The 25,799-nt window shown below is 70.0% G+C and carries 26 protein-coding genes; all 26 read left to right on the plus strand.

Annotated features, from left to right (window positions below):
• Window positions 1-26: 26 nt before the first annotated feature.
• Entirely contained in the window at window positions 27-992 is a 966-nt protein-coding gene (locus ACFQ0P_RS09100) for an AAA family ATPase (protein WP_204978401.1), read from the plus strand.
• The gene (locus tag ACFQ0P_RS09105) at window positions 989-2,362 is read left to right on the plus strand and encodes a DUF58 domain-containing protein (protein ID WP_204978402.1); all 1,374 of its coding nucleotides are present in this window, start codon (window positions 989-991) and stop codon (window positions 2,360-2,362) included. Before ACFQ0P_RS09100 ends, ACFQ0P_RS09105 begins: the two co-directional genes overlap by 4 nt.
• Window positions 2,359-4,872 carry a transglutaminase domain-containing protein gene (locus tag ACFQ0P_RS09110; RefSeq protein WP_204978403.1) on the plus strand — a complete coding sequence of 838 codons (2,514 nt, stop codon included), beginning with the start codon at window positions 2,359-2,361 and terminating at the stop codon, window positions 4,870-4,872. Before ACFQ0P_RS09105 ends, ACFQ0P_RS09110 begins: the two co-directional genes overlap by 4 nt.
• Window positions 4,869-6,407 carry a DUF5684 domain-containing protein gene (locus ACFQ0P_RS09115; RefSeq protein ID WP_204978404.1) on the plus strand — a complete coding sequence of 513 codons (1,539 nt, stop codon included), beginning with the start codon at window positions 4,869-4,871 and terminating at the stop codon, window positions 6,405-6,407. Before ACFQ0P_RS09110 ends, ACFQ0P_RS09115 begins: the two co-directional genes overlap by 4 nt.
• Complete coding sequence (locus tag ACFQ0P_RS09120) at window positions 6,404-7,015, plus strand: hypothetical protein (protein ID WP_204978405.1); 612 nt, start codon at window positions 6,404-6,406, stop codon at window positions 7,013-7,015. The genes ACFQ0P_RS09115 and ACFQ0P_RS09120 overlap by 4 nt, the downstream gene beginning before the upstream one ends.
• 25 nt (window positions 7,016-7,040) lie before the next feature.
• Window positions 7,041-8,318, plus strand: a complete 1,278-nt coding sequence (locus tag ACFQ0P_RS09125) for an RDD family protein (protein ID WP_204978406.1) — start codon at window positions 7,041-7,043, stop codon at window positions 8,316-8,318.
• Window positions 8,315-12,802 carry an FtsK/SpoIIIE domain-containing protein gene (locus ACFQ0P_RS09130; protein WP_204978407.1) on the plus strand — a complete coding sequence of 1,496 codons (4,488 nt, stop codon included), beginning with the start codon at window positions 8,315-8,317 and terminating at the stop codon, window positions 12,800-12,802. Before ACFQ0P_RS09125 ends, ACFQ0P_RS09130 begins: the two co-directional genes overlap by 4 nt.
• Window positions 12,803-13,123: 321 nt before the next feature.
• A complete protein-coding gene (rpsL, locus tag ACFQ0P_RS09135; RefSeq protein ID WP_018171438.1) occupies window positions 13,124-13,492 on the plus strand; it encodes a 30S ribosomal protein S12 in 369 nt (122 codons plus the stop codon).
• A gap of 5 nt (window positions 13,493-13,497) precedes the next feature.
• Window positions 13,498-13,968, plus strand: coding sequence for a 30S ribosomal protein S7 (gene rpsG / locus ACFQ0P_RS09140; protein WP_204978408.1), 471 nt, complete (start codon window positions 13,498-13,500; stop codon window positions 13,966-13,968).
• 113 nt (window positions 13,969-14,081) lie between these two features.
• Window positions 14,082-16,196: an elongation factor G gene (fusA, locus tag ACFQ0P_RS09145; protein WP_204978409.1), complete on the plus strand. Its 2,115-nt coding sequence runs from the start codon at window positions 14,082-14,084 to the stop codon at window positions 16,194-16,196.
• A 153-nt stretch (window positions 16,197-16,349) separates the two neighbouring features.
• Complete coding sequence (tuf, locus tag ACFQ0P_RS09150) at window positions 16,350-17,543, plus strand: elongation factor Tu (RefSeq protein WP_127818193.1); 1,194 nt, start codon at window positions 16,350-16,352, stop codon at window positions 17,541-17,543.
• Window positions 17,544-17,672: 129 nt separating this feature from the next.
• Window positions 17,673-18,839, plus strand: coding sequence for a nucleotide sugar dehydrogenase (locus ACFQ0P_RS09155; RefSeq protein WP_204978410.1), 1,167 nt, complete (start codon window positions 17,673-17,675; stop codon window positions 18,837-18,839).
• A gap of 106 nt (window positions 18,840-18,945) precedes the next feature.
• Complete coding sequence (locus tag ACFQ0P_RS09160; RefSeq protein ID WP_204978411.1) at window positions 18,946-19,161, plus strand: hypothetical protein; 216 nt, start codon at window positions 18,946-18,948, stop codon at window positions 19,159-19,161.
• A gap of 482 nt (window positions 19,162-19,643) precedes the next feature.
• Window positions 19,644-19,952 (plus strand): 30S ribosomal protein S10, encoded by a 309-nt coding sequence (gene rpsJ, locus ACFQ0P_RS09165; protein WP_013584016.1) that lies wholly within the window; start codon window positions 19,644-19,646, stop codon window positions 19,950-19,952.
• 8 nt (window positions 19,953-19,960) lie between these two features.
• Window positions 19,961-20,620 carry a 50S ribosomal protein L3 gene (gene rplC / locus ACFQ0P_RS09170; RefSeq protein WP_204978412.1) on the plus strand — a complete coding sequence of 220 codons (660 nt, stop codon included), beginning with the start codon at window positions 19,961-19,963 and terminating at the stop codon, window positions 20,618-20,620.
• 4 nt (window positions 20,621-20,624) lie between these two features.
• On the plus strand, window positions 20,625-21,287 hold the full coding sequence (gene rplD / locus ACFQ0P_RS09175) for a 50S ribosomal protein L4 (RefSeq protein WP_204978413.1): 663 nt from the start codon (window positions 20,625-20,627) through the stop codon (window positions 21,285-21,287).
• Window positions 21,284-21,583, plus strand: coding sequence for a 50S ribosomal protein L23 (gene rplW / locus ACFQ0P_RS09180; RefSeq protein WP_204978414.1), 300 nt, complete (start codon window positions 21,284-21,286; stop codon window positions 21,581-21,583). The genes rplD and rplW overlap by 4 nt, the downstream gene beginning before the upstream one ends.
• A gap of 24 nt (window positions 21,584-21,607) precedes the next feature.
• Complete coding sequence (gene rplB / locus ACFQ0P_RS09185) at window positions 21,608-22,447, plus strand: 50S ribosomal protein L2 (RefSeq protein ID WP_204978415.1); 840 nt, start codon at window positions 21,608-21,610, stop codon at window positions 22,445-22,447.
• 12 nt (window positions 22,448-22,459) lie between these two features.
• Window positions 22,460-22,741: a 30S ribosomal protein S19 gene (gene rpsS, locus ACFQ0P_RS09190; protein ID WP_204978416.1), complete on the plus strand. Its 282-nt coding sequence runs from the start codon at window positions 22,460-22,462 to the stop codon at window positions 22,739-22,741.
• A 25-nt stretch (window positions 22,742-22,766) separates the two neighbouring features.
• Window positions 22,767-23,165 carry a 50S ribosomal protein L22 gene (rplV, locus tag ACFQ0P_RS09195; RefSeq protein ID WP_204978417.1) on the plus strand — a complete coding sequence of 133 codons (399 nt, stop codon included), beginning with the start codon at window positions 22,767-22,769 and terminating at the stop codon, window positions 23,163-23,165.
• Window positions 23,165-23,917 carry a 30S ribosomal protein S3 gene (gene rpsC / locus ACFQ0P_RS09200; RefSeq protein ID WP_204978418.1) on the plus strand — a complete coding sequence of 251 codons (753 nt, stop codon included), beginning with the start codon at window positions 23,165-23,167 and terminating at the stop codon, window positions 23,915-23,917. The genes rplV and rpsC overlap by 1 nt, the downstream gene beginning before the upstream one ends.
• Window positions 23,917-24,336: a 50S ribosomal protein L16 gene (gene rplP, locus ACFQ0P_RS09205; protein ID WP_045275476.1), complete on the plus strand. Its 420-nt coding sequence runs from the start codon at window positions 23,917-23,919 to the stop codon at window positions 24,334-24,336. Before rpsC ends, rplP begins: the two co-directional genes overlap by 1 nt.
• A complete protein-coding gene (gene rpmC / locus ACFQ0P_RS09210) occupies window positions 24,336-24,650 on the plus strand; it encodes a 50S ribosomal protein L29 (protein WP_179437246.1) in 315 nt (104 codons plus the stop codon). Before rplP ends, rpmC begins: the two co-directional genes overlap by 1 nt.
• Window positions 24,650-25,033, plus strand: coding sequence for a 30S ribosomal protein S17 (gene rpsQ, locus ACFQ0P_RS09215; protein WP_204978419.1), 384 nt, complete (start codon window positions 24,650-24,652; stop codon window positions 25,031-25,033). Before rpmC ends, rpsQ begins: the two co-directional genes overlap by 1 nt.
• A 34-nt stretch (window positions 25,034-25,067) precedes the next feature.
• Window positions 25,068-25,436 carry a 50S ribosomal protein L14 gene (gene rplN / locus ACFQ0P_RS09220; RefSeq protein WP_204978420.1) on the plus strand — a complete coding sequence of 123 codons (369 nt, stop codon included), beginning with the start codon at window positions 25,068-25,070 and terminating at the stop codon, window positions 25,434-25,436.
• A gap of 3 nt (window positions 25,437-25,439) precedes the next feature.
• The gene (rplX, locus tag ACFQ0P_RS09225) at window positions 25,440-25,799 is read left to right on the plus strand and encodes a 50S ribosomal protein L24 (protein WP_204978421.1); all 360 of its coding nucleotides are present in this window, start codon (window positions 25,440-25,442) and stop codon (window positions 25,797-25,799) included.

Consider the following 25,799-nt stretch of genomic DNA (forward strand, 5'->3'; position numbering starts at 1 on the left):
GCCCCGACCCGGAGGACAGGAACCCCATGACGATCACGCAGGAGCAGGCGACCTGGTTCGCGCAGACGTTCGGCCAGCTCGCCGACAACGTCGAGCGTGCGGTACTGGGGAAGCGTCACGTCGTCGAGCTGGTGCTCACGGCCATGCTCAGCGACGGCCACGTCCTGCTCGAGGACGTGCCGGGGACCGGCAAGACCTCTCTGGCCCGCGCGATGGCGCAGTCCGTGCAGGGGACGAACACGCGCATCCAGTTCACCCCCGACCTCCTGCCCGGCGACATCACCGGCATCAGCGTGTACGACCAGAAGGAAGGGGTCTTCGAGTTCCACGCGGGGCCGATCTTCGCCAACATCGTCCTCGCCGACGAGATCAACCGCGCGAGCCCCAAGACGCAGTCGGCGCTCCTCGAGGTGATGGAGGAGAACCGTGTGACCATCGACGGCGTCACGCGCCCCGTCGGCGTGCCGTTCCTGGTCCTCGCGACGCAGAACCCCGTCGAGCAGGCGGGGACCTACCGCCTGCCGGAAGCCCAGCTCGACCGCTTCATGATGCGCACCTCCCTCGGCTACCCCGACCACGCGGCCACGGTCCGCATCCTCGACGGGGCCGCGGTCGCCACCGACGAGCTCACCGCCGTCATCACCCCGCAGGCGCTCGTCGGCATGGCCGACCTCGCCGCGCAGGTCTACGTCGACGCGCTCGTGCTGGACTACATCGCGCGCCTCGTGGACGGCACGCGCTCGGCCGACGAGGTCCGCCTGGGCGTCAGCATCCGCGGCGCCCTCGCGCTCACCCGCGCGACGCGTTCGCGCGCCGCGTCGCAGGGCCGCACCTACGCCACGCCCGACGACGTCAAGGCGCTCGCGGTGCCCGTGCTGTCCCACCGCCTGATCCTGCATCCCGAGGCCGAGTTCGACGGGGTCACGCAGGAGGCCGTCGTCGGCCAGGTGCTCCTCGACGTCGCCCCGCCCACCCGCCGCGAGGCCGTATGAGCCTGACCGAGTCCCGCCTGACCCGCACGTCGGTCGCCACGAGCACCGGCGGACGCACCGACGTCACCGAGACCGCGGTGGCCTCGTCGCGACGCGGGCGCCTTCTCGTGCGCGCCGTCGTGTGGGCTGCGGGAGCCTGGGCGGCGATCGCGCGCGGCGCGGCGGCGGCGTCCGCGTGGACCGCCCGCACGGTGCGGCCCGCGGGCGTCCTCGTGATCCTGGCGGCCACGGGCGGGCTCGTGATCGGGATCGTCTTCGGCTGGGTCGAGTGGATGGTGGCCGGCGCCACCGCGCTCGTGCTGCTCGCGGCATCCGTCCCCTTCCTGTTCGGCGCGCGGGCGTACGACGTGGGGCTGACTCTCGCGCACGAGCGGATCGTCGCGGGCGACGGCGTCACGGGCGAGATCGTGGTCCGCAACGACGGACACCGCACCGCGCTTCCCGGCCGCCTCGACATCCCCGTCGGCGCGGGGCTGGTCGAATTCGGCGTCCCGCTCCTGCGTCCGGGTCACGAGGTCTCGCAGCCGCTGGAGATCCCCGGGCTGCGTCGCGGGATCGTGACGGTCGGACCCGCCACGACCGTGCGCAGCGACCCCATCGGACTGCTGCGTCGCGAGCACGCCTTCCCGGACGCCCACGAGGTCTACGTGCATCCGCGCACGACGACCCTGCCGACGACGAGCGCGGGGCTCATCCGCGATCTCGAGGGCAGTCCCACGCGGCGCCTGGTCGATGCCGACATGTCGTTCCACGCCATCCGCGAGTACGCGCCCGGGGACTCCCGGCGCCAGGTCCACTGGAAGTCGACCGCGAAGACCGGCCGGCTGATGGTGCGCCAGTACGAGGAGTCCCGCCGTTCGCGCATGGCGGTCGTGCTCGGCGTCTGGGAGCAGGAGTACGCCGACGCCGACGAGTTCGAACTGGCCGTCGGCTGCGCGGCGTCGCTCGGACTGCGCGCGGTGCGCGATGCGCGGGATGTCGAGATCGTCGTGGGGTCGGAGATCCCGCGCGTCGTGCGCGGTCGTCTGCGGGCGATCCGGCGCATCCCCGCGGGCGCCCCTCGGCCCATGCTCGACGGCTTCAGCGGCGTGGATCTGCTCGAGAGCACGATGAACGTCGGAGACGTGTGCCGACTGACGGCGGAGTCCGGCGACCGCCTGTCGATCGCGTTCATGGTCGTGGGCTCGCGCGTGACGCTCACCCGCCTCCAGCAGGCGTCGCTCGCCTTCGCGGCCGACACGGCCGTCGTCGCCGTCCTGTGCGACGAGCGCGCGCACCCGCGCATGCAGTCCCTGGCGGGCATCACCGTGCTCACCGTCGGCACGCTCGACGACCTGTCCGGTCTGCTTCTGCGGGGAGCCACCGGATGAGCCAGACGACGGATGCCGCGGCCCCCGCGACGCGTTCGCCGCAGGAGGCGGCGCACATCGTCGCGGGCGCGCTGCTGGCGGCGGTGTCCGTCGCGACGGCGGCCCTCGCCGCGTGGCCGATCTACCGTTCGTGGCAGTTCGCGCTGCTGGTGGGGGTCGGCGCGGGTGCGGCCGCGGTGATCGCCGCCCTCGCCCAGCGCCTGCGGTGGTCGGGCTGGACGGTGGCCGCGGCCCTCGCGGGGGTCTTCCTCGTGCTGGGCGTGCCCCTCGCCGTGCCGTCCCGCCTGGGCGGCGCGACCGACATCGCGCGCGGTCTGGGGGAGCTCGCCGCCGGTGCCGTCGTCGCCTGGAAGGACCTGGTCACGGTCGAGCTGCCGGTGGGCGCGTACCGCAACCTGCTCGTGCCGGCGTTCGTGGTGTTCCTGGTCGGGACGTGTCTGCTGCTGCTGCTTTCGTGGCGCTCCGACGGGTGGGCGTACGCCGCGGTGCCGGTCGCGCTGGGCATGGTGTCGTTCGGACTGTTCTTCGGGCGCGCGAGCGTCAGCGCCCCGCTGCGGCTGGGGCCGCTGACCCTCTACGCGCCGGTGGAGACCCTCCTCGGCCCGACGACCCTCCTGTCGTGCCTGCTGTGGCTGGCCTGGCGCACGCACGATGAGCGGGTTCGGGCTCTCCAGCGCGCCGCGGTCACCAGCGGCGTGCGCATCTCGCGCCGCCCGTCGGGAGCCGACCGCCGGCGCACCGCGCTCGGCGCGACGATGGTGGCGGGGGCGCTCGTCGTCGCGGTGGGGATCGTGCCGTACGCGGCGCGCGGAGCGGAGCGCGACGTGCTGCGCAGCGCCGTGGAGCCCGAGATCGATCTGTCGGCCGCGGTGAGCCCGCTCTCGGAGTACCGGTCGCTGTTCGCCGAGGACCGGGCCGATGACGTCCTCTTCACGGTGGCCGCGACATCCGGCCTTCCGGCGCGGATCCGCCTCGCGACGCTCGACGCGTACGACGGCGAGGTCTTCCGCGCCGGCGGCGAGGGCGCTGTCGACTCCGGCCGCTTCATCCGCGTGCCGTCGACCCTCGACCCGGGACCGGGGGCGCCCGTGTCCGCGCGCGTCGACGTCGAGTCCCTCGGCGGCATCTGGATGCCGACCGCCGGCCGGCTGTCATCGGTCGAGTTCACCGGCTCCCGGGCTGCCGCGCTCGCCGACCGGTTCTACTACAACGCCGCGGCCGCGGCGGGCGTGCAGACGGCGGGCGGCGGTCTTCGGGAAGACGACGCCTACGTGCTGCGCGGCGTCGAGCCCGCGGCGCCCGATCTCGCGGAGGCGGTCGCGCCGGGCGGTGACACCGGCGGGGTGGCCGCGCCGGAGAGTCTTCGCGCGTGGGTCGAGAAGCACGCGTCGGGGACGGACGGTCCGGCCCTGGCGGGGCTGGTCGCGCTCCTTCGCGACCGTGGATACCTCAGCCACGGTCTGAGCGAGGGGGACGAGCTGCCGTCGTGGGCGCAGGACCTGCCCGGCTACACGTTCCAGCCGAGCGCCTCGGGTCACTCGCTCGCGCGAATCGACGCGATGTTCTCGCGCCTGCTCGCACGCGAGACCGATCCCCGTGCCGAGGCATCCGGCAACTACGTCGCCGCGATCGGCGACGATGAGCAGTTCGCCGTCGCGGTGGCTCTCATCGCCCGCGAGCTCGGATTCCCCTCGCGCGTCGTGCTCGGCGCACGACTCTCGTCGACCGGACCCGGCGCGGCCGTGTGCGAAGACGGCGCATGCCGCGCGAGCGACCTCTCGGCGTGGACGGAGGTCCAGAGCGCGGGCGGGCAGTGGATCCCGATCGACGTCACGCCCCAGTTCGAGCAGCCGCCCAGCCTCGAGGTCACCGAGCAGCGGGATCCCGAGGTGGTCACGGAGGTGCGCCCCGACACCGTCGAGGAGGTCGTGCCGCCGAACCCCGTGCAGGAGGACACCGGAGCGGGCGACCGCGCCGCCGACGACGCCGGCATCGACCTGGCGTGGCTTTGGCCCGTGCTGCGCGGCGTCGCGATCGTCCTGCTCATCCTCGTCCTGGCGCTCGGGCCGTTCCTCATCGTGATCGGCGCCAAGGCGTCGCGGCGCCGCACGCGCCGTCGCACCGGGCCCCCGGCGATGGTCATCGCCGCCGGCTGGGAGGAGTACGTCGACGCGGCGGTGGATGCCGGTCGCGATGCGCCGTCCACGCACACCCGGAGCGAGCTGGCGGAGGGGTTCGGCGGCGACGCCGGAGTGGATCTCGCCGCCGCGGCGGATCGCGCCGTATTCTCTCGCTCAAGCCAGACCGCCCAGGACGCCGAGCAGTATTGGGCGACGGTGGACGAGCAGCGACGCCTGCTCGCCCGCGAGGGTGGATTCTGGCGCCGGCTCGTCGCCGCCGTATCGTTGAGGTCGTTCGTTCGACACCTGGCGCCCGTACCGGGCTCCGGGCCGCGTTCCGCTGAGAGGGGGAGGCGCAGGGTCCCGCAGCCCGCGCGTCCGATGCCATGATCACCGCAGCCACCACCGTCGACGCCTCTGCGCCGATCGGCCCCGTCCTCCTCAGCCTCGCCGCGTTCGTCGCGCTCTACGTCTGGACGGCCCTTGCGCTGTCCGCGGTTCTCCGGAAGGCGGGCGAGGAAGGCTGGAAGGCCTGGGTCCCGGTCCTGAACGTCGTGATCCTGCTGCAGCTGGGCGGACTGTCCGGCTGGCTGGTGCTGCTCGCTCTCGTTCCGATCGCCGGCCTGCTGGCCCTGTGGGTGGTGCAGGTCATCGCGTGCTATCGCATCAACGTCGCGTTCGGCTACGGCGCAGGGATGACGGTCCTCGCCGCCCTGCTCTTCCCGGTGTGGGCGACCGTGGTCGGATTCGGCGCCGCCCGCTGGCTCGGCGCCGAGGCCGAGACCGTTCCCGGGGCACGGCGCTCGTCGGCCGTTCCGCCCGACGGCGCGACGGCGTATCGCGGTGCGGCCACGACTTCGGCGTCCCCGGTCGCGCCGGGCGCGTCCGGCGCAGATCCGGTGCCCCCGCCGCCCACCCCGCCGGCTCCCTCGTCCGACGCGACGATCCCGGGCGGCTGGGCGCCGGTGCCTCCCGCGTCGTTCGAGCCGGCCGCGCCGGCCCCGCCCGTGCCGCCTCTGCGCCGGGCGGCCGCGGCGCGTTCCGATGCCGACCCGCAGGAACCGATCTCGTTCGTGCCGCTGCTGCCCTCGGCTCCGGCCGCCGCGCAGCCCGAGGCATCCGCCCCCGCCGTGCCACCCGTGCCGCCGGCGCCGTTCACGCCCGCGCCGCAGCCCGACGGCGACGTCCTCGCCGCGCCCTCCGCGCCCGCTCCCGCCTCCGCGGCGCGCGCGAACCAGGGCTGGGGCGGATTCGACCTCGGCGCCGTGAACGAGCTGACGAGCGAGGTGACCGCCGCCGTCGCCGGAGCGCCGTCGCCCGTCTCGGCCGTGCCCCGTGACGATGCGGCACCCGCCGTGACACGGGTTCCGCCCACCCGTCCGGCACCGACGCGCGAGCCGTGGTCGCCCGCGCGCTCCCCGTTCCCCGAGCAGGGAGCGTTCCCCGAGGCCTCGGGCGAGGTCTCGGCGGTCGTGGGGGCTCCGGATGCCGGCATCCCCCGAGCCGCGCGCTCCTCGGTCTCTGCGCAGCACGTCCGTCCCGAGATCCCCGAGGACGAGATCGACCACACGGTCATCTCGCACCGGCGCAGAGCCCACTGGTCCCTCGTGCTCCCGACCGGGTCCGAGGTGGAGCTCGTCGCCGACACCGTCCTCGTCGGGCGTCGCCCCGCACCGAGCACGGCGTACCCCGACGCCCAGCTCGTCGAGGTCCACGACGGCACCGTGTCCAAGACGCACCTGCGACTCGAGCGCGACGGCGAGCACTGGTCGGTCATCGACCTGCACTCGACCAACGGCACGATCCTCGTCGCTCCGGACGGCGCCGAGCGGGAGATCGCTCCCGGTGCGCCCCACCGCGCGGCGGCCCGACTCCTGCTGGGAGATGCCGAGCTCCGGCTCACGCCGGACGATGCGAGCCGATGACCGCAGCCGACGTGCCTGACGGCGAGGCCGGCGCGCCCGCGCAGGGCGCGCCCCCGGACGGCTCCGACCCTGTTGCCGACGAGACCGTGATCGCCGCGCGGCGGCGGGCGCCCCAGCCGCTCGAGGACGTGACGGAGATCGCGGCTCGGCGCCGGCCCGCGGGCCTCGAGCCCGACGACGCGACCGCCCCCGCGCGGAGAGCGTCATCCCCTCCTCCGGACGAGGACGACACCGTCATCTCGCGCCGTGCGGCGCAGGCGGCCGAGACCCTCCCCGAGACCGAGGACACGGTGCTCCGCCCACCTCGCCGGGCGCCGACCCCGGCGCCGGACGACGGCGCGGGAGTCGTGCGCGAGGCGCTGATCCCGGATGCCGCGGCCCTGCGCGCCCCGACGGCACGCCGTCCGGCGCCGCCGGCCCCGATCGTGCGGGTCCCGGTCGCTCCGCGGCGCACCGACGACGACGTCGCGGTTCCCGCCCCCGACCGTGAGAGTGTGGAGCGTGCCGTCCGCGCGCGGGCCCGGCGCCGCGCGCTGGTCGTGGTGCTGTGCGCGACCGCGGGGGCGATCGCCGCGACGGCGGCGCTCGTGCTGCTGCTGACGACCTGACGGATCCGTTGACCTGAGGATGACGATGACCGAACCCGACGCCGCCGACACCCGTCACGACGTCGACCCCGCGGATGCCGCACGGCTGGGCATCGTCCCGGCGGGGACGGGCTTCCGCGCGCTCGCCTTCACCATCGACGTCGCGATCTGGCTCGCACTGGCGGCGCCCCTCGCGATCGGCGCCGTCATGATCGCCCTCGGCGACCGTTCGCCGCTGCCGGTGATCCTCGTCCTCGCCGGCGGCGCGCTGACCAGCGTCTTCGTCATCGTGCAGCTGATCGCGCACGGCCGCCGCGGCGTGACCGCGGGCAAGGCCGCGCTCCGCCTGCGCTCGGTGTCGTCCGCGGATCTCGGCCGGCCCGGCTTCTGGCGCGTCGTCCTGCGCGCGCTCGTCCTGTGGGCGAGCACGATCGTGCTCGTCGTGGTCGGCCCCGCCGTGCTGTTCGCGTCCGCGCTGTGGGATCCGCAGCGGCGGGGCCGCAGCATCCTGGACCGCATCGGAGGCTGCTGGGTCATCGATGCCCGCGCGGGCCTGGACCCGTTCGACGCCAAGGCGATGCGCCACGCCCGGCGCGCGCTGCGCGACCGGGTCGAGGCCGGCGAGGACCTGCCCTCGATGGCGAGCGGTGCGCCCGACGAGATCGCGCTGCGCATCCCGGACGCGCGTTCCCGCGCCGGGGTGGTCGGACCCGGCGGCACTGGCGCACAGTGGCGGCTCGCGACGGGCGAGGACGACCTCGGGGTGATCGACGGGATTCCGCCGGTCGACGCGGGCCCGCTCATCACGGGCGCCCCCGCGACGGCCCCGGCACCGCCCGCCCCCGTCGGCTTCGACGACGCCGCGGCGGCCTTCGCCCCCGTCGCGTCGGCGGGAACGGCCGGCCCTGGTGCCGTCCCCGCCCCCGCCCCTGCCGAGGTCGTGCAGACCTCCGGCGCCGCGCCGGCGAGCGGGCTGCGGCGGTCCCAGGCGATGATCCGCTTCGACGACGGCTCGGTCGTGCGCGTGCCCGCCCTCGGACTCGTCGGACGCGACCCCGAGGCCGCCGCTGGCGAGGCGCCCGACGCGCTCGTGCGCCTGGAGGACCCCCAGCGGCTCATGTCCAAGACGCACGCCGCGTTCGGTCAGGACGCCGAGGGCGTGTGGGTGGGCGACCGCGGCTCGCGCAACGGCACGCAGCTGGTCTCTCCCGGAGGCGATGTCGTCGATGTGCCGCCGGGCGAGCGCATGCGCGTGCCGGTGGGGTGGACCGTCCGCGTGGGCGGCAGGACGTTCGAGCTCGTACCGAGGGGTGCTGATTCGTGAAGCTGAAGCTGGGACTGCGACGCGGAGTCGGCGCGAAGGTCGACGTGCTCGTGACCGCCGACTCGACCGCGACGGTGAAGGACGTGGCCCGCGCGCTGGCCGAGGGCGACGCGCTCGCCGGGGCGGGCGGCGTCAACGCCAGCGCCGTGCCGACGCTGCTCGTGGCGTCACCGGCCGGACGCCCCGTGCAGCTCGACCCGTCGGCATCCATCGGCGACGCGCCGATCGGCTCGGGCTTCGACGCCTCGATCGTCCCGGCCGCCGCCAGCGGCGACGGCGAGGTCACCGCAGCCGTCATGCGCATCCACAACGGGCCCGAGGCCGGACGCACCGTCGCACTCCCCGTCGGATCGAGCGTCATCGGGCGCGTCGCCCCGGCCCAGGTGGTGCTCGACGACCCGCTCGTCTCCAAGCGGCACGCGCGCGTTGAGGTCGACCAGGGGATCGAGCTCATCGACCTCAACTCCGCCAACGGCCTCGTCGTGGACGGCGGGCTCGTCCAGCGCGTTCGGGTGATCCCGGGGCAGCGCATCACGATCGGCGCCACCGAGGTGTCCTTCGCGCTCGTCCCGCGCGTCGTCACGGACGACTCGCTGGTCCTGGAGCGCGGCGGGGCGCTGATGTTCAACCGCTCGCCGCGCGTGGAGGACCGGTACTCGGGCCAGGAGTTCCGGCATCCCATCATTCCCAGCGAAGCCGACCCGCGGATCTTTCCGTGGCCGATGATCATGGCGCCGGTGCTGCTCGGCTTCGCGATGTTCGCCGTGACCCAGCGGCCGACGTCGCTGCTCATCGTCGCGATGGCGCCGCTCATGATGCTCGGCAACTTCATCGGTCAGCGCACCCAGCAGGGCAAGAAGCTCCAGCTCGAGATCGAGACCTTCGAGACGCAGCTCGACGAGCTCGAGGAGCAGCTGGAGGCGGAGGAGGTCGTCGAGCGCGAGCGCCGCCGCGCCGAGGCCCCGGCGACGGCGACGGTCTACGAGAACGCGATGTCGCTCGGCCCGCTGCTGTGGACGCGGCGGCCCGAGCACTGGAACTTCCTCGGCCTGCGCCTCGGCGTGGGCGAGGGAGCGAGCCGCAACACCGTGCAGGAGGCGAACGACCAGCGCGGCATCGCCCAGTACGCGCAGCAGGTGCGCCGACTGCGCGACCGCTTCTCGCGCATCGACGACGTGCCCGTCATCGAACTGCTGCCCTCGGCCGGTGCGATCGGCATCGCCGGTCCGCGCGAGCTCGCGGCCGACGTGGTGCGGGGGCTCGGCGTGCAGCTGTTCGGGCTGCACGCGCCCAACGAGGTCGTCACCGCCGCCATCGTCGACCCCGGGTGGACGGGCGACATGGAGTGGATGAAGTGGCTGCCGCACACCACGAGCCCGCGCTCGCCGTTCGCCGACATGGCCCTCGCCGACAGCCAGTCCGCCGGCACCGCGCTGCTCAACGGTCTCGAGGAGGCGATCCTCGAGAGGCTGTCGGGGTCGGCCACGCGGCGCGGTCCGCTCGCCGAGCAGGACGCCTCGATGTCGCTCGGCAAGCGCGTGGGTCAGGCAGGGGGCGGCGACTCACAGGTGCCCGGAGACGTCTCGCTCGTGCTGTTCGTCACCCACGACGCGCCGGTGGACCGTCCGCGCCTCACGCAGGTGATCGAGCGCGGACCGGATGCCGGTGTCTACACCGTCTTCGTGGCTCCCACCGTCGAGTCGCTCCCCGCCTCGTGCCGGACGTTCATCGACGTCACCGGCGGCCTGGATGAGGCCATGGTCGGCTGGGTGCGCGCGGGCGACCGCGCGCAGGGCGTCGCGATCGAGGGGGTCTCGCGCGAGTACGCCGAGATCTTCGCGAAGCGGCTCGCCCCGGTGGTCGACTCGAGCTCGGTCGCGGCGGACTCGTCCGACCTCCCGGCGAGCGTCTCGCTCCTGCGACTCATCGGCACCGACATGGCCGCCGAGCCCCAGGCGGCCATCGAACGGTGGCGGCAGAACAACTCGATCATCGATCGCTCGCGCGGCCCGCGCCCCCGTCTCAAGCGCGCCGGAACGCTCAAGGCGTACGTCGGGCAGGGCAGCCCGGATGCGATGTCGCTCGACCTCCGCACCCAGGGGCCGCATGCCCTCGTGGGCGGCACCACGGGGTCGGGCAAGTCGGAGTTCCTGCAGGCCTGGGTGCTCGGGATGGCCGCCGAGTACAGCCCCGACCGCGTGACGTTCCTGTTCGTGGACTACAAGGGCGGGTCGGCGTTCGCGGACTGCGTCGAGCTCCCGCACACCGTCGGCCTCGTGACCGACCTCAGCCCGCACCTCGTCCGGCGAGCCCTGACGAGCCTGCGCGCCGAGCTCCACCACCGCGAGCACCTCTTCAACCGCAAGAAGGCCAAGGACCTCCTCGAGCTCGAGAAGCGCCAGGACCCGGAGACCCCGCCGGCCCTCGTCCTCGTCATCGACGAGTTCGCGGCGCTCGCCACCGAGGTCCCGGAGTTCGTCGACGGCGTCGTCGACATCGCCCAGCGCGGTCGGTCCCTCGGCATCCACCTGATCATGGCGACGCAGCGGCCCGCGGGAGTCATCAAGGACAACCTGCGCGCCAACACCAACCTGCGTGTCGCCCTGCGCATGGCGGACGCCGCCGACTCGAACGACGTGGTGGGGGACGTGGTCGCGTCCACCTTCGACCCCTCGATCCCCGGGCGCGGGATCGCCAAGACCGGTCCGGGCCGCCTCGTGCCTTTCCAGTCCGGCTACGCGGGCGGATGGACCTCCGAAGAGCCCGATCGCGCACAGGTGCGGGTGGCGGAGCTCCGCTTCGGCTCGGTGACGCTGTGGGAGGCCGAGGGCGAGAACGACTCCGAGGCCCACGACGAGGACCTCGGCCCCAACGACCAGAAGCGCCTCGTCGCCAACTTGGTGCGCGCGGCATCCGAGGCCCGCATCCCGCACCCGCGCCGTCCGTGGCTCGACGACCTGGCTCCCACGATCGATCTGCGGGACCTGCCCCTCGACGGGGACCGCCGAATCCCGATCGGTCTCGCCGACATCCCGCAGCGCCAGCTGCAGGAGGCGGTCTTCTTCCACCCCGACACCGACGGCCACATGCTCGTCTACGGCACGAGCGGGGCCGGCAAGAGCGCCGCGCTGCGCACGATCGGCATCGCCGCGGGCGCCCGGCCGGACGTCGGCCGCGTCGCCGTCTACGGGATCGACTTCGGCACCGGAGCGCTGCGCTCGCTCGAGACCATGCCGCACGTGGGCTCCGTGGTGTCCGGCGACGACGTCGAGCGCGTCCAGCGGCTCCTCCGCACGCTGCGCGGTGTGCTCGACGATCGCGCGAAGCGGTACTCCGACGTGAACGCCGCGACCCTCACCGAGTACCGCGAGATCACCGGCGACACCGCCGAGCCGCGGATCATCCTGCTGCTCGACGGCTTCGGGGTCTTCAAGCAGGACTGGGAGACGTCGTCGACCCGGGCCGCCTTCTACGGCATCTTCATGCGGCTGCTGGGCGAGGGGCGCCCGCTGGGCGTGCATGTCGTGGCCACGGCCGACCGCTACGGCGCGGTGCCGACGGCCGTCAGCGCGAACGTCACGAAGCGGATCGTGCTGCGGATGTCGGACGAAGGGGCGTACTCGATCCTCGGCGTCGCGAAGGACGTCCTGAACGAGCGGAGCGTGCCCGGGCGGGCGATCGTGGACGGCCTCGAGACCCAGGTCGCCGTCATCGGCGGAACGACCAACGTCGCCGAGCAGAACGCCGCCGCCGAGGAGTTCGCGGCGGCGCTGCGCGCATCGGGCGCCGTCGAGGCCAAGAACATCGGGTCGCTTCCGACCGAGCTGGATGCGGACGAGCTGCCGGCACGGGTCGGCGAGCACCCCGCGCTCGGCATCGGCGACGACACGCTCGGACCCACCGGGTTCGAGCCGGTCGGCACGTTCGTCGTGGCAGGACCCCCGCAGTCGGGCAAGACGACCGCGCTCCGCGCGATCGTCACGGCGCTCGAGCGGTTCGACCCCGAGGTGCAGCTGTTCCACATCGGCGGCCGCCGCGCCGCGCTGCGCGGCTTCCGCCGCTGGCGCCGGGCGGAGTCGGGCATCGAGGAGGTGCGCGCGCTCGCGAAGGAGCTCAAGGAGATCGTCGCCGACGAGACGGTCTCGCAGCGCCTGGCGATCGTCGTCGAGAACCTCACCGAGTTCGGCGACACCGACGCCGAGCGCCCGCTGAAGGAGCTCTTCCAGGCGATCAACCGCAGCGATCACTTCCTCGTCGCGGACGGGGACGTCTCGCAGCTGAGCAGCGGGTACGGGCTGGTGGGGGAGCTCAAGGCCGGACGCCACGGCATCGCTCTGCGCCCCGAGACCTACGACGGCGATTCGCTGTTCAAGGTGCCGTTCCCGAAGGTCCAGCGCCACGAGTATCCGGCGGGCCGCGGGATCTTCGTCGAGAACGGCCGGCTCGTGACGGTCCAGCTGCCGTTGGTCGCCGACGAGGAGTGACGCCGGGCGCGTTTGACCGCCTGCCTCAAACCCGCGTATCATTGACCCGGTGTGCGCCCACGCGCGCCGTCCGCCGTGCCTCGGTGCGGAAGGCGGATCGTGAAGCGCCCCATCTCAGGGATCGACCTGCGAACAGGCCACCCCCACGGCATATCCACCAACGAACGCTCGGCACCATCCTGCCGCGCCGGTGGATGAATGTGAGCCCGCCGCGTCACGAATCGAAAGATCCGGATGCTGCGGGGGAGACACGAACGCTGTCACCGTGCAGCACCTGCGCGAAACCCCCACGGAACCGCGCAGCACAACATAGGAGAGAACGTGCCAACCATTCAGCAGTTGGTTCGCAAGGGTCGCTCGCCCAAGGTCTCGAAGACCAAGGCGCCGGCGCTCAAGGCGAACCCGCAGCAGGCGGGTGTCTGCACCCGCGTGTACACGACCACGCCCAAGAAGCCGAACTCGGCGATGCGCAAGGTCGCCCGTGTCAAGCTCCGCAACGGCACCGAGGTCACCGCGTACATCCCCGGCGAGGGCCACAACCTGCAGGAGCACTCGCTGGTGCTCGTGCGCGGCGGTCGTGTGAAGGACCTCCCGGGTGTCCGCTACAAGATCGTTCGCGGCGCCCTGGACACCCAGGCCGTCAAGAACCGCAAGCAGGCCCGTAGCCGCTACGGCGCGAAGAAGGGTTGAGTTAGATGCCTCGTAAGGGACCGGCCCCCAAGCGCCCCGTCGTCAACGACCCGGTGTACGGCGCCCCCGTCGTCACCCAGCTCGTCAACAAGATCCTCGTCGACGGCAAGAAGTCGCTGGCCGAGTCGATCGTCTACGGCGCCCTCCGCGGCGTCGAGTCGAAGAACGGTCAGGACGCCGTCGCCACGCTGAAGAAGGCGCTCGACAACGTGCGCCCGACGCTCGAGGTCAAGAGCCGCCGCGTCGGCGGATCGACCTACCAGGTGCCGGTCGAGGTCAAGCCTCACCGCGCCAACACGCTCGCCCTCCGCTGGCTCGTGAGCTACGCCAAGGGTCGTCGTGAGAAGACCATGACCGAGCGCCTCCAGAACGAGATTCTGGATGCCTCGAACGGCCTGGGTGCCGCGGTCAAGCGCCGCGAGGACACCCACAAGATGGCCGAGTCCAACCGCGCCTTCGCGCACTACCGCTGGTAACAGCGCTCCGGTTGCCGGCCGGGGGCGACCCCTCCGGCCGGCGCCACCGCGACATCCCGGATCTCGATACGCGGCTTCGCCGCTACTCGATCACCGACAGATAAGGAAACCCCGTGGCACAAGAAGTGCTCACCGACCTCAACAAGGTCCGCAACATCGGCATCATGGCGCACATCGATGCCGGCAAGACGACGACGACCGAGCGCATCCTGTTCTACACGGGCGTCAACCACAAGATCGGCGAGACGCACGACGGCGCCGCGACCACCGACTGGATGGAGCAGGAGCAGGAGCGCGGCATCACGATCACGTCGGCCGCCGTGACCTGCTTCTGGGACAAGAACCAGATCAACATCATCGACACCCCCGGCCACGTCGACTTCACGGTCGAGGTCGAGCGCTCGCTGCGCGTCCTCGACGGCGCGGTCGCGGTCTTCGACGGCAAGGAGGGCGTCGAGCCCCAGTCCGAGACCGTGTGGCGCCAGGCCGACAAGTACGACGTCCCCCGCATCTGCTTCGTCAACAAGATGGACAAGCTGGGCGCGGACTTCTACTTCACCGTCGACACCATCGTGAACCGCCTCAAGGCCAAGCCGCTCGTTCTCCAGCTGCCGATCGGCTCCGAGAACGACTTCGTGGGCGTCATCGACCTCGTCGAGATGCGCGCACTGGTCTGGCCCGGCGACGCCAAGGGCGACGTGACCATGGGCGCCAAGTACGAGATCCAGGAGATCCCCGCCGACCTCGCCGACAAGGCCGCCGAGTACCGCGAGAAGCTTCTCGAGACCGTCGCCGAGTCCGACGAGGCGCTGCTCGAGAAGTACTTCGGCGGTGAGGAGCTCACGGTCGCCGAGATCAAGGGCGCCATCCGCAAGCTCACGATCGCCTCGGAGCTCTACCCTGTCCTCTGCGGCTCGGCCTTCAAGAACCGCGGCGTGCAGCCCATGCTCGACGCCGTCGTGGACTACCTGCCCTCGCCGCTGGACGTCCCGGCCATCGAGGCGCACGACCCGAAGAACGAAGAGAACATCATCGAGCGTCACGCCGACCGTGACGAGCCGTTCGCGGCCCTCGCGTTCAAGATCGTGACGCACCCCTTCTTCGGTCGCCTCACCTACATCCGCGTGTACTCGGGTCACCTCGACTCGGGCTCGGCGGTCGTCAACTCGACCAAGTCCAAGAAGGAGCGCATCGGGAAGATCTTCCAGATGCACGCCAACAAGGAGAACCCGGTCGACTCGGTCACCGCGGGTCACATCTACGCGGTGATCGGCCTCAAGGACACCACGACGGGCGACACGCTCTCGGACGCGAACAACCAGGTCGTGCTCGAGTCGATGACGTTCCCGGAGCCGGTCATCGAGGTCGCGATCGAGCCCAAGACCAAGGCCGACCAGGAGAAGCTGGGCCTGGCGATCCAGAAGCTCGCCGAAGAGGACCCGACGTTCCGCGTCGAGCAGAACGCCGAGACCGGGCAGACGACCATCAAGGGCATGGGCGAGCTGCACCTCGACATCCTCGTGGACCGCATGAAGCGCGAGTTCAAGGTCGAGGCCAACGTCGGCAAGCCCCAGGTGGCCTACCGCGAGACGATCCGCAAGGCCGTCGAGAAGCACGACTACACCCACAAGAAGCAGACGGGTGGATCGGGCCAGTTCGCCAAGATCCAGTTCACCATCGAGCCCCTCGAGGTCACGGCCGACAAGACGTACGAGTTCGAGAACAAGGTCACCGGTGGCCGGATCCCGCGCGAGTACATCGGCCCCACCGACCTGGGCTTCCAGGACGCCATGAACGTCGGCGTGCTCGCCGGCTACCCCATGGTGGGCGTGAAGGCGATCCTGCTCGACGGCGCCTCACACGACGTCGACTCGTCCGAGATGGCGTTCAAGATCGCCGGTTCGATGGGCTTCAAGGAGGCCGTCCGCCGCGCGAACCCGGTCATCCTCGAGCCGATCATGGCCGTCGAGGTGCGTACGCCCGAGGAGTACATGGGCGACGTCATCGGCGACCTGAACTCGCGCCGCGGACAGATCCAGTCGATGGAGGACGCCCAGGGCGTCAAGGTGGTGCGCGCGAACGTGCCGCTGTCGGAGATGTTCGGCTACATCGGCGACCTGCGCTCCAAGACCTCCGGCCGCGCCGTCTACTCCATGGAGTTCGACAGCTACGCCGAGGTCCCGCGCAACGTCATGGACGAGATCGTCCAGAAGACCAAGGGCGAGTAACCCTTTCCGGGCACCCTCGGCGACGCGGGTGCCCGGGCACAACTTCACACAGAATCACCAGAACCGTCTCCAGTAAGCTGGAGATATCCCCGTAGACGACCGGTCGCAAACCAGTGCCCGGAAGTTCTACACGACCGTCCTGAGGAGGACCCAGTGGCTAAGGCCAAGTTCGAGCGGACCAAGCCGCACGTGAACATCGGAACGATCGGTCACGTCGACCACGGCAAGACCACGCTCACCGCAGCGATCTCGAAGGTGCTCGCCGACAAGTACCCGTCGGCCACCAACGTGCAGCGCGACTTCGCGTCGATCGACTCCGCTCCCGAAGAGCGCCAGCGCGGCATCACGATCAACATCTCGCACGTCGAGTACGAGACGCCGAAGCGCCACTACGCGCACGTCGACGCCCCGGGTCACGCCGACTACATCAAGAACATGATCACCGGTGCCGCTCAGATGGACGGCGCGATCCTCGTGGTCGCCGCCACCGACGGCCCGATGGCTCAGACCCGCGAGCACGTCCTGCTCGCCAAGCAGGTCGGCGTGCCCTACCTGCTCGTCGCGCTGAACAAGAGCGACATGGTCGACGACGAGGAGATCCTGGAGCTCGTCGAGCTCGAGGTCCGCGAGCTGCTCTCGTCGCAGGACTTCGACGGCGACAACGCGCCGGTCGTCCGCGTCTCGGGCCTGAAGGCTCTCGAGGGCGACGCCGAGTGGGTCGAGAAGATCGTCGAGCTCATGGACGCCGTCGACGAGTCGATCCCCGACCCGGTGCGTGATAAGGACAAGCCGTTCCTCATGCCCATCGAGGACGTCTTCACGATCACCGGTCGTGGCACCGTCGTCACGGGCCGCGCCGAGCGTGGCACGCTGGCCATCAACTCCGAGGTCGAGATCGTGGGTCTGCGCCCGACGCAGAAGACGATCGTCACCGGTATCGAGATGTTCCACAAGCAGCTCGACGAGGCGTGGGCCGGCGAGAACTGTGGTCTGCTCCTTCGCGGCACCAAGCGTGACGACGTCGAGCGCGGCCAGGTCGTCGTGAAGCCCGGTTCGGTCACCCCGCACACCAACTTCGAGGGCACGGCGTACATCCTGTCCAAGGAGGAGGGCGGCCGTCACAACCCGTTCTTCACGAACTACCGCCCGCAGTTCTACTTCCGCACCACCGATGTCACCGGCGTCATCACGCTGCCCGAGGGCACCGAGATGGTCATGCCCGGCGACACCACCGACATGACGGTCGAGCTGATCCAGCCGATCGCCATGGAGGAGGGCCTCGGCTTCGCCATCCGTGAGGGTGGCCGCACCGTCGGCGCCGGAACGGTCACGAAGATCCTCAAGTGATCTGATCTGATTCGCGAAGGGCCCCCGGGATTCCCCGGGGGCCCTTCGTCGTTCCCTCGTCACGGAGGTCGGCGTCCGATCCGCAGGCCCGCGTCGGAGCGTCAGCACGGGTCGGGATACGCTCTTGACATGAAGATCGCCATCGTCGGGACCGGCTATGTCGGTCTCTCGAACGCCGTCGTCCTCGCCCAGAATCACGAGGTCGTCGCCGTGGATGTGGACCCTCGCAAGATCGAGCTGCTGGCGCAGCGCCGCTCTCCCATCGTCGATGTCGAACTCGAGGACTACCTCCGCACGCGCGAACTCGACTTCACGCCGACACTCGATGCGCGGTCTGCTTATCACGGTGCGGATTTCGTCGTCATCGCGACGCCGACGAACTACGACGAGGAGACGAACTTCTTCGACACCTCTTCGGTGGAATCGGTCATCGACGAGGTCCTCGCCGCCAACGAGGACGCCGCGATCGTCATCAAGTCCACCGTCCCCGTGGGATTCACCACCCGCATGCGCGAGGCGCACCCCGGCGCGACGATCGTGTTCTCGCCCGAGTTCCTCCGCGAGGGCCGTGCTCTGTACGACAATCTCCACCCTTCGCGTGTCGTCGTGGGTGATTCCGGGCCCGTGGGGCGGAGATTCGCAGACCTGCTGATCGAAGGCGCTCTCGACGACGACGTCCCGGTTCTGCTGACGGGGTCGACCGAGGCCGAGGCGATCAAGCTCTTCGCGAACACCTACCTGGCGCTGCGCGTGGCCTACTTCAACGAGCTGGACACCTACGCGGCGGTACGCGGGCTCGATCCGCGTCAGATCATCGAGGGAGTCGGGCTCGATCCGCGCATCGGCATGCACTACAACAACCCGTCCTTCGGCTACGGCGGCTACTGCCTGCCGAAGGATACGAAGCAGCTTCTCTCGAACTACTCCGAGGTCCCGCAGAACCTCATTGCCGCGATCGTCGACGCGAATCGCACGAGGAAGGACTTCGTCGCCTTCGACATCCTCTCCCGCGAGCCTCGGACGGTCGGCGTCTACCGGCTGATCATGAAGTCGGGATCGGACAACTTCCGTGCGTCGTCGATCCAAGGGATCATGAAGCGCATCAAGGCCAAAGGCGTCAACGTGATCGTCTACGAACCCTCGCTCGAAGACGACGAGTTCTTCCACTCCGAGGTGGTACGCGATCTCGACGACTTCAAGTCCCGAGCGGACGTGATCATCGCGAACCGCTCGACGGACGTCCTCGCCGACGTCGGCCACAAGGTGTACACGAGAGACATCTTCAGTCGCGACTGACGAAGGTCCATCGCCGGCCGCGGCTTTCTGGGAGACGGTTCCGTCGGAAGCCCCGGACCGCCAGAATTGCGGAGTACGCCCACGGGGGGCGCCGAAGGAGCAGAAGATGGGTATCGACGACCTGGTCAATCAAGGCAAGGACTTCCTCGAGCAGAACAAGGACAAGATCGACGACGTCATCAAGTCCGACCAGGCCGAGGGCGTCAGCGACAACGTGCTCGATGCTGCGGCGGACTTCGTCAAGAAGATCGCACCCGACAGCGTCGACCAGCACGTCGACGGCGTGCGCGACAGCATCGACAAGTCCATCGGCAACGAGTAGCGCGTTCGAAGCCTGACAGCGGCCCGTGGCGTCCAGCCCGGGCCGCTTCTTCGTGGAAGTGACGCGCCGCCCCTGGGAAGCAGCCTAGGATAGCGGTCGTGCGACACGCCCGAGTTTGCGACACGCCCGGGCGACACGTAGACTAGCGAGGTTCCACATTCCGGCACGTCTTTCGGCGTGCTCCGGATCACTGCCAGGGCAGTGCATAGGCGGCGCGGAAGCGCAGGGTCCTAGGCCGCGGGCAGCAGAACCACCACATCTCAAACCCCCTCCATCACGAGAGCGTTCCTCTTGTGCCCGGGCGGGGGAGCGGATGCCGGGAGCGGCGCTTCGGCGCGGCATCCGGATTGACATCAGAACAGCGGTGCAGCAACGCACTGCGCAAGCGGTGCAGAAGTGCCACGGCGCGCAAGCGCCATCGTGCGTCCAATGCCTCCGGGGAACCCGGAACGGTAAGACGCGAGAAAGAGAGTGAGCAGACAATGGCGGGACAGAAGATCCGCATTCGCCTGAAGTCGTACGATCACGCCGGCCTCGACAGCTCGGCGCGCAAGATCGTCGACACCGTGACCCGTGCGGGCGCGACCGTCGTGGGCCCCGTGCCCCTTCCGACCGAGAAGAACGTCGTGTGCGTCATCCGGTCGCCCCACAAGTACAAGGACAGCCGCGAGCACTTCGAGATGCGCACCCACAAGCGTCTGATCGACATCATCGACCCGACGCCCAAGGCCGTCGACTCCCTGATGCGCCTCGACCTGCCGGCCGACGTCAACATCGAGATCAAGCTCTGAGGTTCGACATGGCTGACATCAACAACAAGATTTCCAAGGGACTGCTGGGCACCAAGCTCGGCATGACCCAGGTCTGGGACGAGAACGGCAAGCTCGTTCCCGTCACCGTCATCGAGGTCGCGCCGAACGTGGTCACCCAGGTCCGCACGCCCGAGAAGGACGGCTACAAGGCCGTCCAGATCGCCTACGGCCAGATCGACCCCCGCAAGGTCAACAAGCCGCAGACGGCCCACTTCGAGGCCGCCGGTGTGACCCCCCGTCGTCACCTCACCGAGATCCGCACCGCGGATGCTGCTGACTACTCACTCGGTCAGGAGCTCACGGTGGACGGCGTCTTCGAGGCCGGCCAGCTGATCGACGTCGTCGGCACCAGCAAGGGCAAGGGCACCGCCGGTGTCATGAAGCGCCACAACTTCAAGGGCGTCTCCGCCTCGCACGGTGCGCACCGCAACCACCGCAAGCCCGGTTCGATCGGCGCCTCGTCGACCCCGAGCCGCGTCTTCAAGGGCATGCGCATGGCCGGCCGCATGGGCGGCGAGCGCGTGACCGTCCTCAACCTCACGGTGCACGCCGTCGACGCCGAGAAGGGTCTGCTGCTCGTCAAGGGCGCCGTCCCCGGTGCCCGCGGCCGCATCGTCTACGTCCGCAACGCAGTGAAGGGTGCCTGAACTCATGGCTGACTCGACTCTCGCGCTCGACGTCGTGAAGGCAGACGGCAAGAAGGCCGGCTCCGTTGAGCTGCCCGCCGCTCTGTTCGACGTCAAGACGAACATCCCGCTCATCCACCAGGTCGTCGTGGCGCAGCGCGCCGCGGCTCGCCAGGGCACCCACTCGACCAAGCGTCGCGGTGAGGTCTCGGGCGCCGGCCGCAAGCCCTTCAAGCAGAAGGGCACGGGTAACGCCCGCCAGGGTTCGATCCGCGCGCCGCACATGACCGGCGGTGGCATCGTCCACGGCCCGAAGCCGCGCGACTACGCCCAGCGCACGCCCAAGAAGATGATCGCGGCCGCCCTCCTGGGCGCGCTCAGCGACCGTGCCCGCGGCGACCGACTGCACGTCGTCGACTCCTTCGGCATCGAGGGCGCGCCGTCGACCAAGGCCGCTGCCGCGGTCCTGGCGTCGCTCGCCCCGACCAAGAACGTGCTGGTCGTCATCACGCGTGACGACGAGCTCAGCATCCTGAGCGTGCGCAACCTCGCGTACGTCCACGTGCTGTACGCCGACCAGCTCAACGCCTACGACGTGCTCGTCTCCGACGACATCGTCTTCACCAAGGCCGCCTTCGACGCGTTCGTCGCCTCGAAGACCGGCGCCACCGAGGAGGTCTCGGCATGACCGCCGTGAACAAGGACCCGCGCGACATCATCCTCAAGCCGGTCGTCTCCGAGAAGAGCTACGGGCTCATCGACGAGGGCAAGTACACGTTCCTCGTGGACCCGCGCGCCTCCAAGACCGAGATCAAGCTCGCGATCGAGAAGATCTTCGGCGTCAAGGTGGCTGCGGTCAACACGATCAACCGCGTCGGCAAGGCCCGCCGCACCCGCTTCGGCACCGGCAAGCGCAAGGACACCAAGCGCGCCATCGTGACCCTGAAGTCGGGCACCATCGACATCTTCACGGCAGTCGGCTGACGGTCGGGATAGAGGACTAGAGATATGGCTATTCGCAAGTACAAGCCCACGACCCCGGGTCGCCGCGGCTCGTCGGTGGCCGACTTCGCCGAGATCACCCGATCGACGCCTGAGAAGTCGCTCCTCCGCCCGCTCGCCAAGACCGGTGGCCGCAACAACCAGGGCCGCATCACCACCCGCCACATCGGCGGCGGGCACAAGCGCCAGTACCGCGTCATCGACTTCCGTCGCAACGACAAGGACGGCGTCAACGCCAAGGTCGCGCACATCGAGTACGACCCCAACCGCACGGCGCGCATCGCGCTCCTGCACTACTTCGACGGCGAGAAGCGCTACATCCTCGCCCCGAACAAGCTGCAGCAGGGCGACATCGTCGAGTCGGGTCCCTCGGCCGACATCAAGCCCGGCAACAACCTGCCGCTGAAGAACATCCCCACCGGTACCGTGATCCACGCGATCGAGCTCCGCCCCGGCGGCGGCGCGAAAATGGCGCGCTCCGCCGGTGCGTCCGTCCGCCTCGTGGCGAAGGACGGCCCCTACGCCCAGCTGCGTCTGCCCTCGGGCGAGATCCGCAACGTCGATGCGCGCTGCCGCGCGACCATCGGCGAGGTCGGCAACGCCGAGCAGTCGAACATCAACTGGGGCAAGGCCGGTCGCAACCGCTGGAAGGGCATCCGCCCGACCGTCCGCGGCGTCGCGATGAACCCCGTCGACCACCCGCACGGTGGTGGCGAGGGCAAGACCTCCGGTGGTCGCCACCCTGTGACGCCGTGGGGCCAGGCCGAAGGCCGCACCCGCCACGCGAACAAGGAAAGCGACAAGTACATCGTTCGCCGTCGCAACGCCGGCAAGAAGCGCAAGTAGGAGTAGAGGAAGATGCCACGCAGTCTCAAGAAGGGCCCCTTCGTCGACGAGCACCTGCTTCGCAAGGTCGTCTCGCAGAACGAAGCCGGTACCAAGAACGTCATCAAGACGTGGTCGCGTCGCTCGATGATCGTGCCCGCCATGCTGGGCCACACGATCGCCGTGCACGACGGTCGCAAGCACATCCCCGTGTTCGTGACCGAGACCATGGTCGGACACAAGCTGGGCGAGTTCGCGCCCACCCGCACCTTCCGCGGCCACGTGAAGGACGACAAGAAGGGCCGTCGCCGCTGACGCGGGGACGAAAGAGGAGAGAGAAATGGTGGAGTCCATCGCACGTGTGCGACACATCCGCGTGACCCCTCAGAAGGCTCGTCGTGTCGTCGCCCTCATCAAGGGCAAGCAGGTCGAGGAGGCCCTGGCCATCCTCAAGTTCGCGCCGCAGGGTGCGAGCGAGCCGATCTACAAGCTCGTCGCCTCGGCGATCGCGAACGCTCGCGTGAAGGCCGACAAGGACGGCGAGTACCTGGACGAGGCCGACCTGTACGTGAAGAACGCGTACGTCGACGAGGGCACGACGCTCAAGCGTTTCCAGCCCCGCGCCCAGGGTCGCGCATTCCAGATCAAGAAGCGCACGAGCCACATCACGGTCGTGCTCTCGACGCCCGAGGTCGCCGAGGCGGCCCCGGCTGCCCAGACGAAGAAGGCGAGCAAGTAATGGGCCAGAAGGTCAACCCGTACGGCTTCCGCCTCGGCATCACCACGGACCACGTGTCGCGTTGGTTCTCGGACTCGACGAAGCCCGGACAGCGCTACGCCGACTACGTCGCCGAGGACATCAAGATCCGTCGTCTGCTGACGACCTCGCTCGACCGCGCGGGCGTCAGCAACATCGAGATCGAGCGCACGCGTGATCGCGTCCGCGTCGACATCCACACCGCCCGCCCGGGCATCGTGATCGGTCGCCGCGGCGCCGAGGCCGAGCGCATCCGCGCCGACCTCGAGAAGCTCACCGGCAAGCAGATCCAGCTGAACATCCTCGAGGTGAAGAACCCCGAGGCCGACGCCCAGCTCGTCGCGCAGGGCATCGCCGAGCAGCTCAGCGCTCGCGTGGCCTTCCGCCGCGCGATGCGCAAGGGCCTGCAGGGCGCGCAGCGCGCCGGCGCCAAGGGCGTCCGCATCCAGGTCTCCGGCCGCCTCGGCGGCGCCGAGATGAGCCGTTCGGAGTTCTACCGCGAGGGTCGTGTGCCGCTGCACACGCTGCGCGCGAACATCGACTACGGCTTCTACGAGGCCAAGACCACCTTCGGCCGCATCGGCGTGAAGGTCTGGATCTACAAGGGCGACCTGACCAACAAGGAGCTCGCGCGCGAGCAGGCCAACGCGCCGAAGTCGGACCGTCGTCGTGACGACCGTCCGCGTCGCGGGCCCCGCAGCGAGGCCCCCGTCGCAGAAGGAGCATCGGCGTAATGCTTATCCCCCGCAAGGTCAAGTACCGCAAGCAGCACCACCCCAAGCGCGATGGCCAGGCCACCGGCGGCACGAAGGTCTCCTTCGGCGAGTTCGGCATCCAGGCACTCACGCCCGCTTATGTGACCAACCGTCAGATCGAGTCCGCTCGTATCGCGATGACGCGTCACATCAAGCGTGGCGGCAAGGTGTGGATCAACATCTACCCCGACCGTCCGCTCACGAAGAAGCCGGCCGAGACCCGCATGGGTTCCGGCAAGGGCTCGCCCGAGTGGTGGGTCGCGAACGTCAAGCCGGGTCGCGTCCTCTTCGAGGTCGCCGGAGTCAACGAGGAGCTCGCTCGCGAGGCCCTGACCCGTGCCATCCACAAGCTGCCTCTCAAGGCACGCATCATCAAGCGCGAGGAGGGCGACGCGTAATGGCGATCGGCACCAAGACGCTCGCTCCGAGCGAGCTCGACACGTTCGAAGACCAGCGCCTGGTCGAAGAGCTGCGCAAGGCCAAGGAAGAGCTGTTCAACCTGCGCTTCCAGTCGGCCACCGGCCAGCTCGAGAGCCACGGCCGCATCCGTGCGGTCAAGCGCGACATCGCGCGGCTCTACACCGTGATCCGTGAGCGCGAGCTCGGCATCCGTGCCACGCCCGCGCCGCTGGAGACGGCGACGAAGGCGAAGAAGACGAAGGCCAAGAAGGCGGATGCCGCCGACACGGCCGTGAAGGAAGAGGCCGAGTGATGGCTGAGACCACCGAGAAGAAGGCACCCGCCAAGAAGGCCGCGGCCCCCAAGGCTTCGGCCGCCGAGGCCGAGGTCAAGGCGCAGGTCGCCGGGCACGAGTCCGCCGCGCACGACGTGCGCGACGAGAACGCCCGCGGCTACCGCAAGGCCCGCCGCGGCTACGTCGTGAGCGACAAGATGGACAAGACGATCGTCGTCGAGGTCGAGGACCGCGTGAAGCACCCCCTCTACGGCAAGGTCATCCGTCGCACGTCGAAGGTCAAGGCGCACGACGAGGGAAACACCGCCGGCATCGGCGACCTCGTCCTCATCAACGAGACCCGCCCGCTGAGCGCGACCAAGCGCTGGCGCCTGGTCGAGATCCTCGAGAAGGCCAAGTAAGGCCCCGGCCTGCTTGGAACCCAAGGAGTAACAAGTGATTCAGCAAGAGTCCCGCCTCAAGGTCGCCGACAACACCGGCGCCAAGGAGCTGCTCACGATCCGCGTGCTCGGTGGCTCGCACCGCCGGTACGCCGGTCTGGGCGACATCATCGTGGCCACGGTGAAGGACGCGATCCCGGGCGGAAACGTCAAGAAGGGCGACGTGGTCAAGGCCGTCGTCGTCCGCACCGTCAAGCAGACCCGTCGTCCCGACGGCTCGTACATCAAGTTCGACGAGAACGCCGCCGTCATCCTGAAGAACGACGGGGAGCCCCGTGGCACCCGCATCTTCGGACCGGTCGGTCGTGAGCTCCGCGACAGGAAGTTCATGAAGATCGTCTCGCTCGCACCGGAGGTGATCTGACCCATGGCCAAGATCAAGAAGGGCGACCTGGTTCAGGTCCTCACTGGCAAGAAGCAGGACAAGGGCGGCGACCGCGGCAAGCAGGGCAAGGTCCTCGAGGTCCTCACCGAGCAGAACCGCGTCATCGTCGAGGGCGTGAACTACGTCACCAAGCACAACCGCGTCGGCCAGAGCCAGCGCGGCACCAAGACGGGCGGCATCGAGACGATGGAAGCCCCGATCCACATCTCCAACGTCGCACTCGTCGACCCCTCGACCAAGAAGCCGACCCGTGTCGGCCACCGTGTCGAGGAGCAGACGAAGGACGGCGTGAAGCGCACCGTCCGCGTGCGCTACGCGAAGAAGTCAGGCAAGGACCTCTGA

Origin of the sequence: Microbacterium insulae (assembly GCF_042677065.1) — a bacterium.
GTDB classification, from domain to species: domain Bacteria; phylum Actinomycetota; class Actinomycetes; order Actinomycetales; family Microbacteriaceae; genus Microbacterium; species Microbacterium insulae.

Excerpts from the sequence above, each read along its gene's own strand:
- ACFQ0P_RS09100 (WP_204978401.1), top strand. The coding sequence starts at position 27 with ATGACGATCACGCAGGAGCAGGCGACCTGGTTCGCGCAGACGTTCGGC.
- ACFQ0P_RS09105 (WP_204978402.1), top strand. The coding sequence starts at position 989 with ATGAGCCTGACCGAGTCCCGCCTGACCCGCACGTCGGTCGCCACGAGC.
- ACFQ0P_RS09110 (WP_204978403.1), top strand. The coding sequence starts at position 2,359 with ATGAGCCAGACGACGGATGCCGCGGCCCCCGCGACGCGTTCGCCGCAG.
- ACFQ0P_RS09115 (WP_204978404.1), top strand. The coding sequence starts at position 4,869 with ATGATCACCGCAGCCACCACCGTCGACGCCTCTGCGCCGATCGGCCCC.
- ACFQ0P_RS09120 (WP_204978405.1), top strand. The coding sequence starts at position 6,404 with ATGACCGCAGCCGACGTGCCTGACGGCGAGGCCGGCGCGCCCGCGCAG.
- ACFQ0P_RS09125 (WP_204978406.1), top strand. The coding sequence starts at position 7,041 with ATGACCGAACCCGACGCCGCCGACACCCGTCACGACGTCGACCCCGCG.
- rpsG (WP_204978408.1), top strand. The coding sequence starts at position 13,498 with ATGCCTCGTAAGGGACCGGCCCCCAAGCGCCCCGTCGTCAACGACCCG.
- ACFQ0P_RS09155 (WP_204978410.1), top strand. The coding sequence starts at position 17,673 with ATGAAGATCGCCATCGTCGGGACCGGCTATGTCGGTCTCTCGAACGCC.
- ACFQ0P_RS09160 (WP_204978411.1), top strand. The coding sequence starts at position 18,946 with ATGGGTATCGACGACCTGGTCAATCAAGGCAAGGACTTCCTCGAGCAG.
- rpsJ (WP_013584016.1), top strand. The coding sequence starts at position 19,644 with ATGGCGGGACAGAAGATCCGCATTCGCCTGAAGTCGTACGATCACGCC.
- rplC (WP_204978412.1), top strand. The coding sequence starts at position 19,961 with ATGGCTGACATCAACAACAAGATTTCCAAGGGACTGCTGGGCACCAAG.
- rplD (WP_204978413.1), top strand. The coding sequence starts at position 20,625 with ATGGCTGACTCGACTCTCGCGCTCGACGTCGTGAAGGCAGACGGCAAG.
- rplW (WP_204978414.1), top strand. The coding sequence starts at position 21,284 with ATGACCGCCGTGAACAAGGACCCGCGCGACATCATCCTCAAGCCGGTC.
- rplB (WP_204978415.1), top strand. The coding sequence starts at position 21,608 with ATGGCTATTCGCAAGTACAAGCCCACGACCCCGGGTCGCCGCGGCTCG.
- rpsS (WP_204978416.1), top strand. The coding sequence starts at position 22,460 with ATGCCACGCAGTCTCAAGAAGGGCCCCTTCGTCGACGAGCACCTGCTT.
- rplV (WP_204978417.1), top strand. The coding sequence starts at position 22,767 with ATGGTGGAGTCCATCGCACGTGTGCGACACATCCGCGTGACCCCTCAG.
- rpsC (WP_204978418.1), top strand. The coding sequence starts at position 23,165 with ATGGGCCAGAAGGTCAACCCGTACGGCTTCCGCCTCGGCATCACCACG.
- rplP (WP_045275476.1), top strand. The coding sequence starts at position 23,917 with ATGCTTATCCCCCGCAAGGTCAAGTACCGCAAGCAGCACCACCCCAAG.
- rpmC (WP_179437246.1), top strand. The coding sequence starts at position 24,336 with ATGGCGATCGGCACCAAGACGCTCGCTCCGAGCGAGCTCGACACGTTC.
- rpsQ (WP_204978419.1), top strand. The coding sequence starts at position 24,650 with ATGGCTGAGACCACCGAGAAGAAGGCACCCGCCAAGAAGGCCGCGGCC.
- rplX (WP_204978421.1), top strand. The coding sequence starts at position 25,440 with ATGGCCAAGATCAAGAAGGGCGACCTGGTTCAGGTCCTCACTGGCAAG.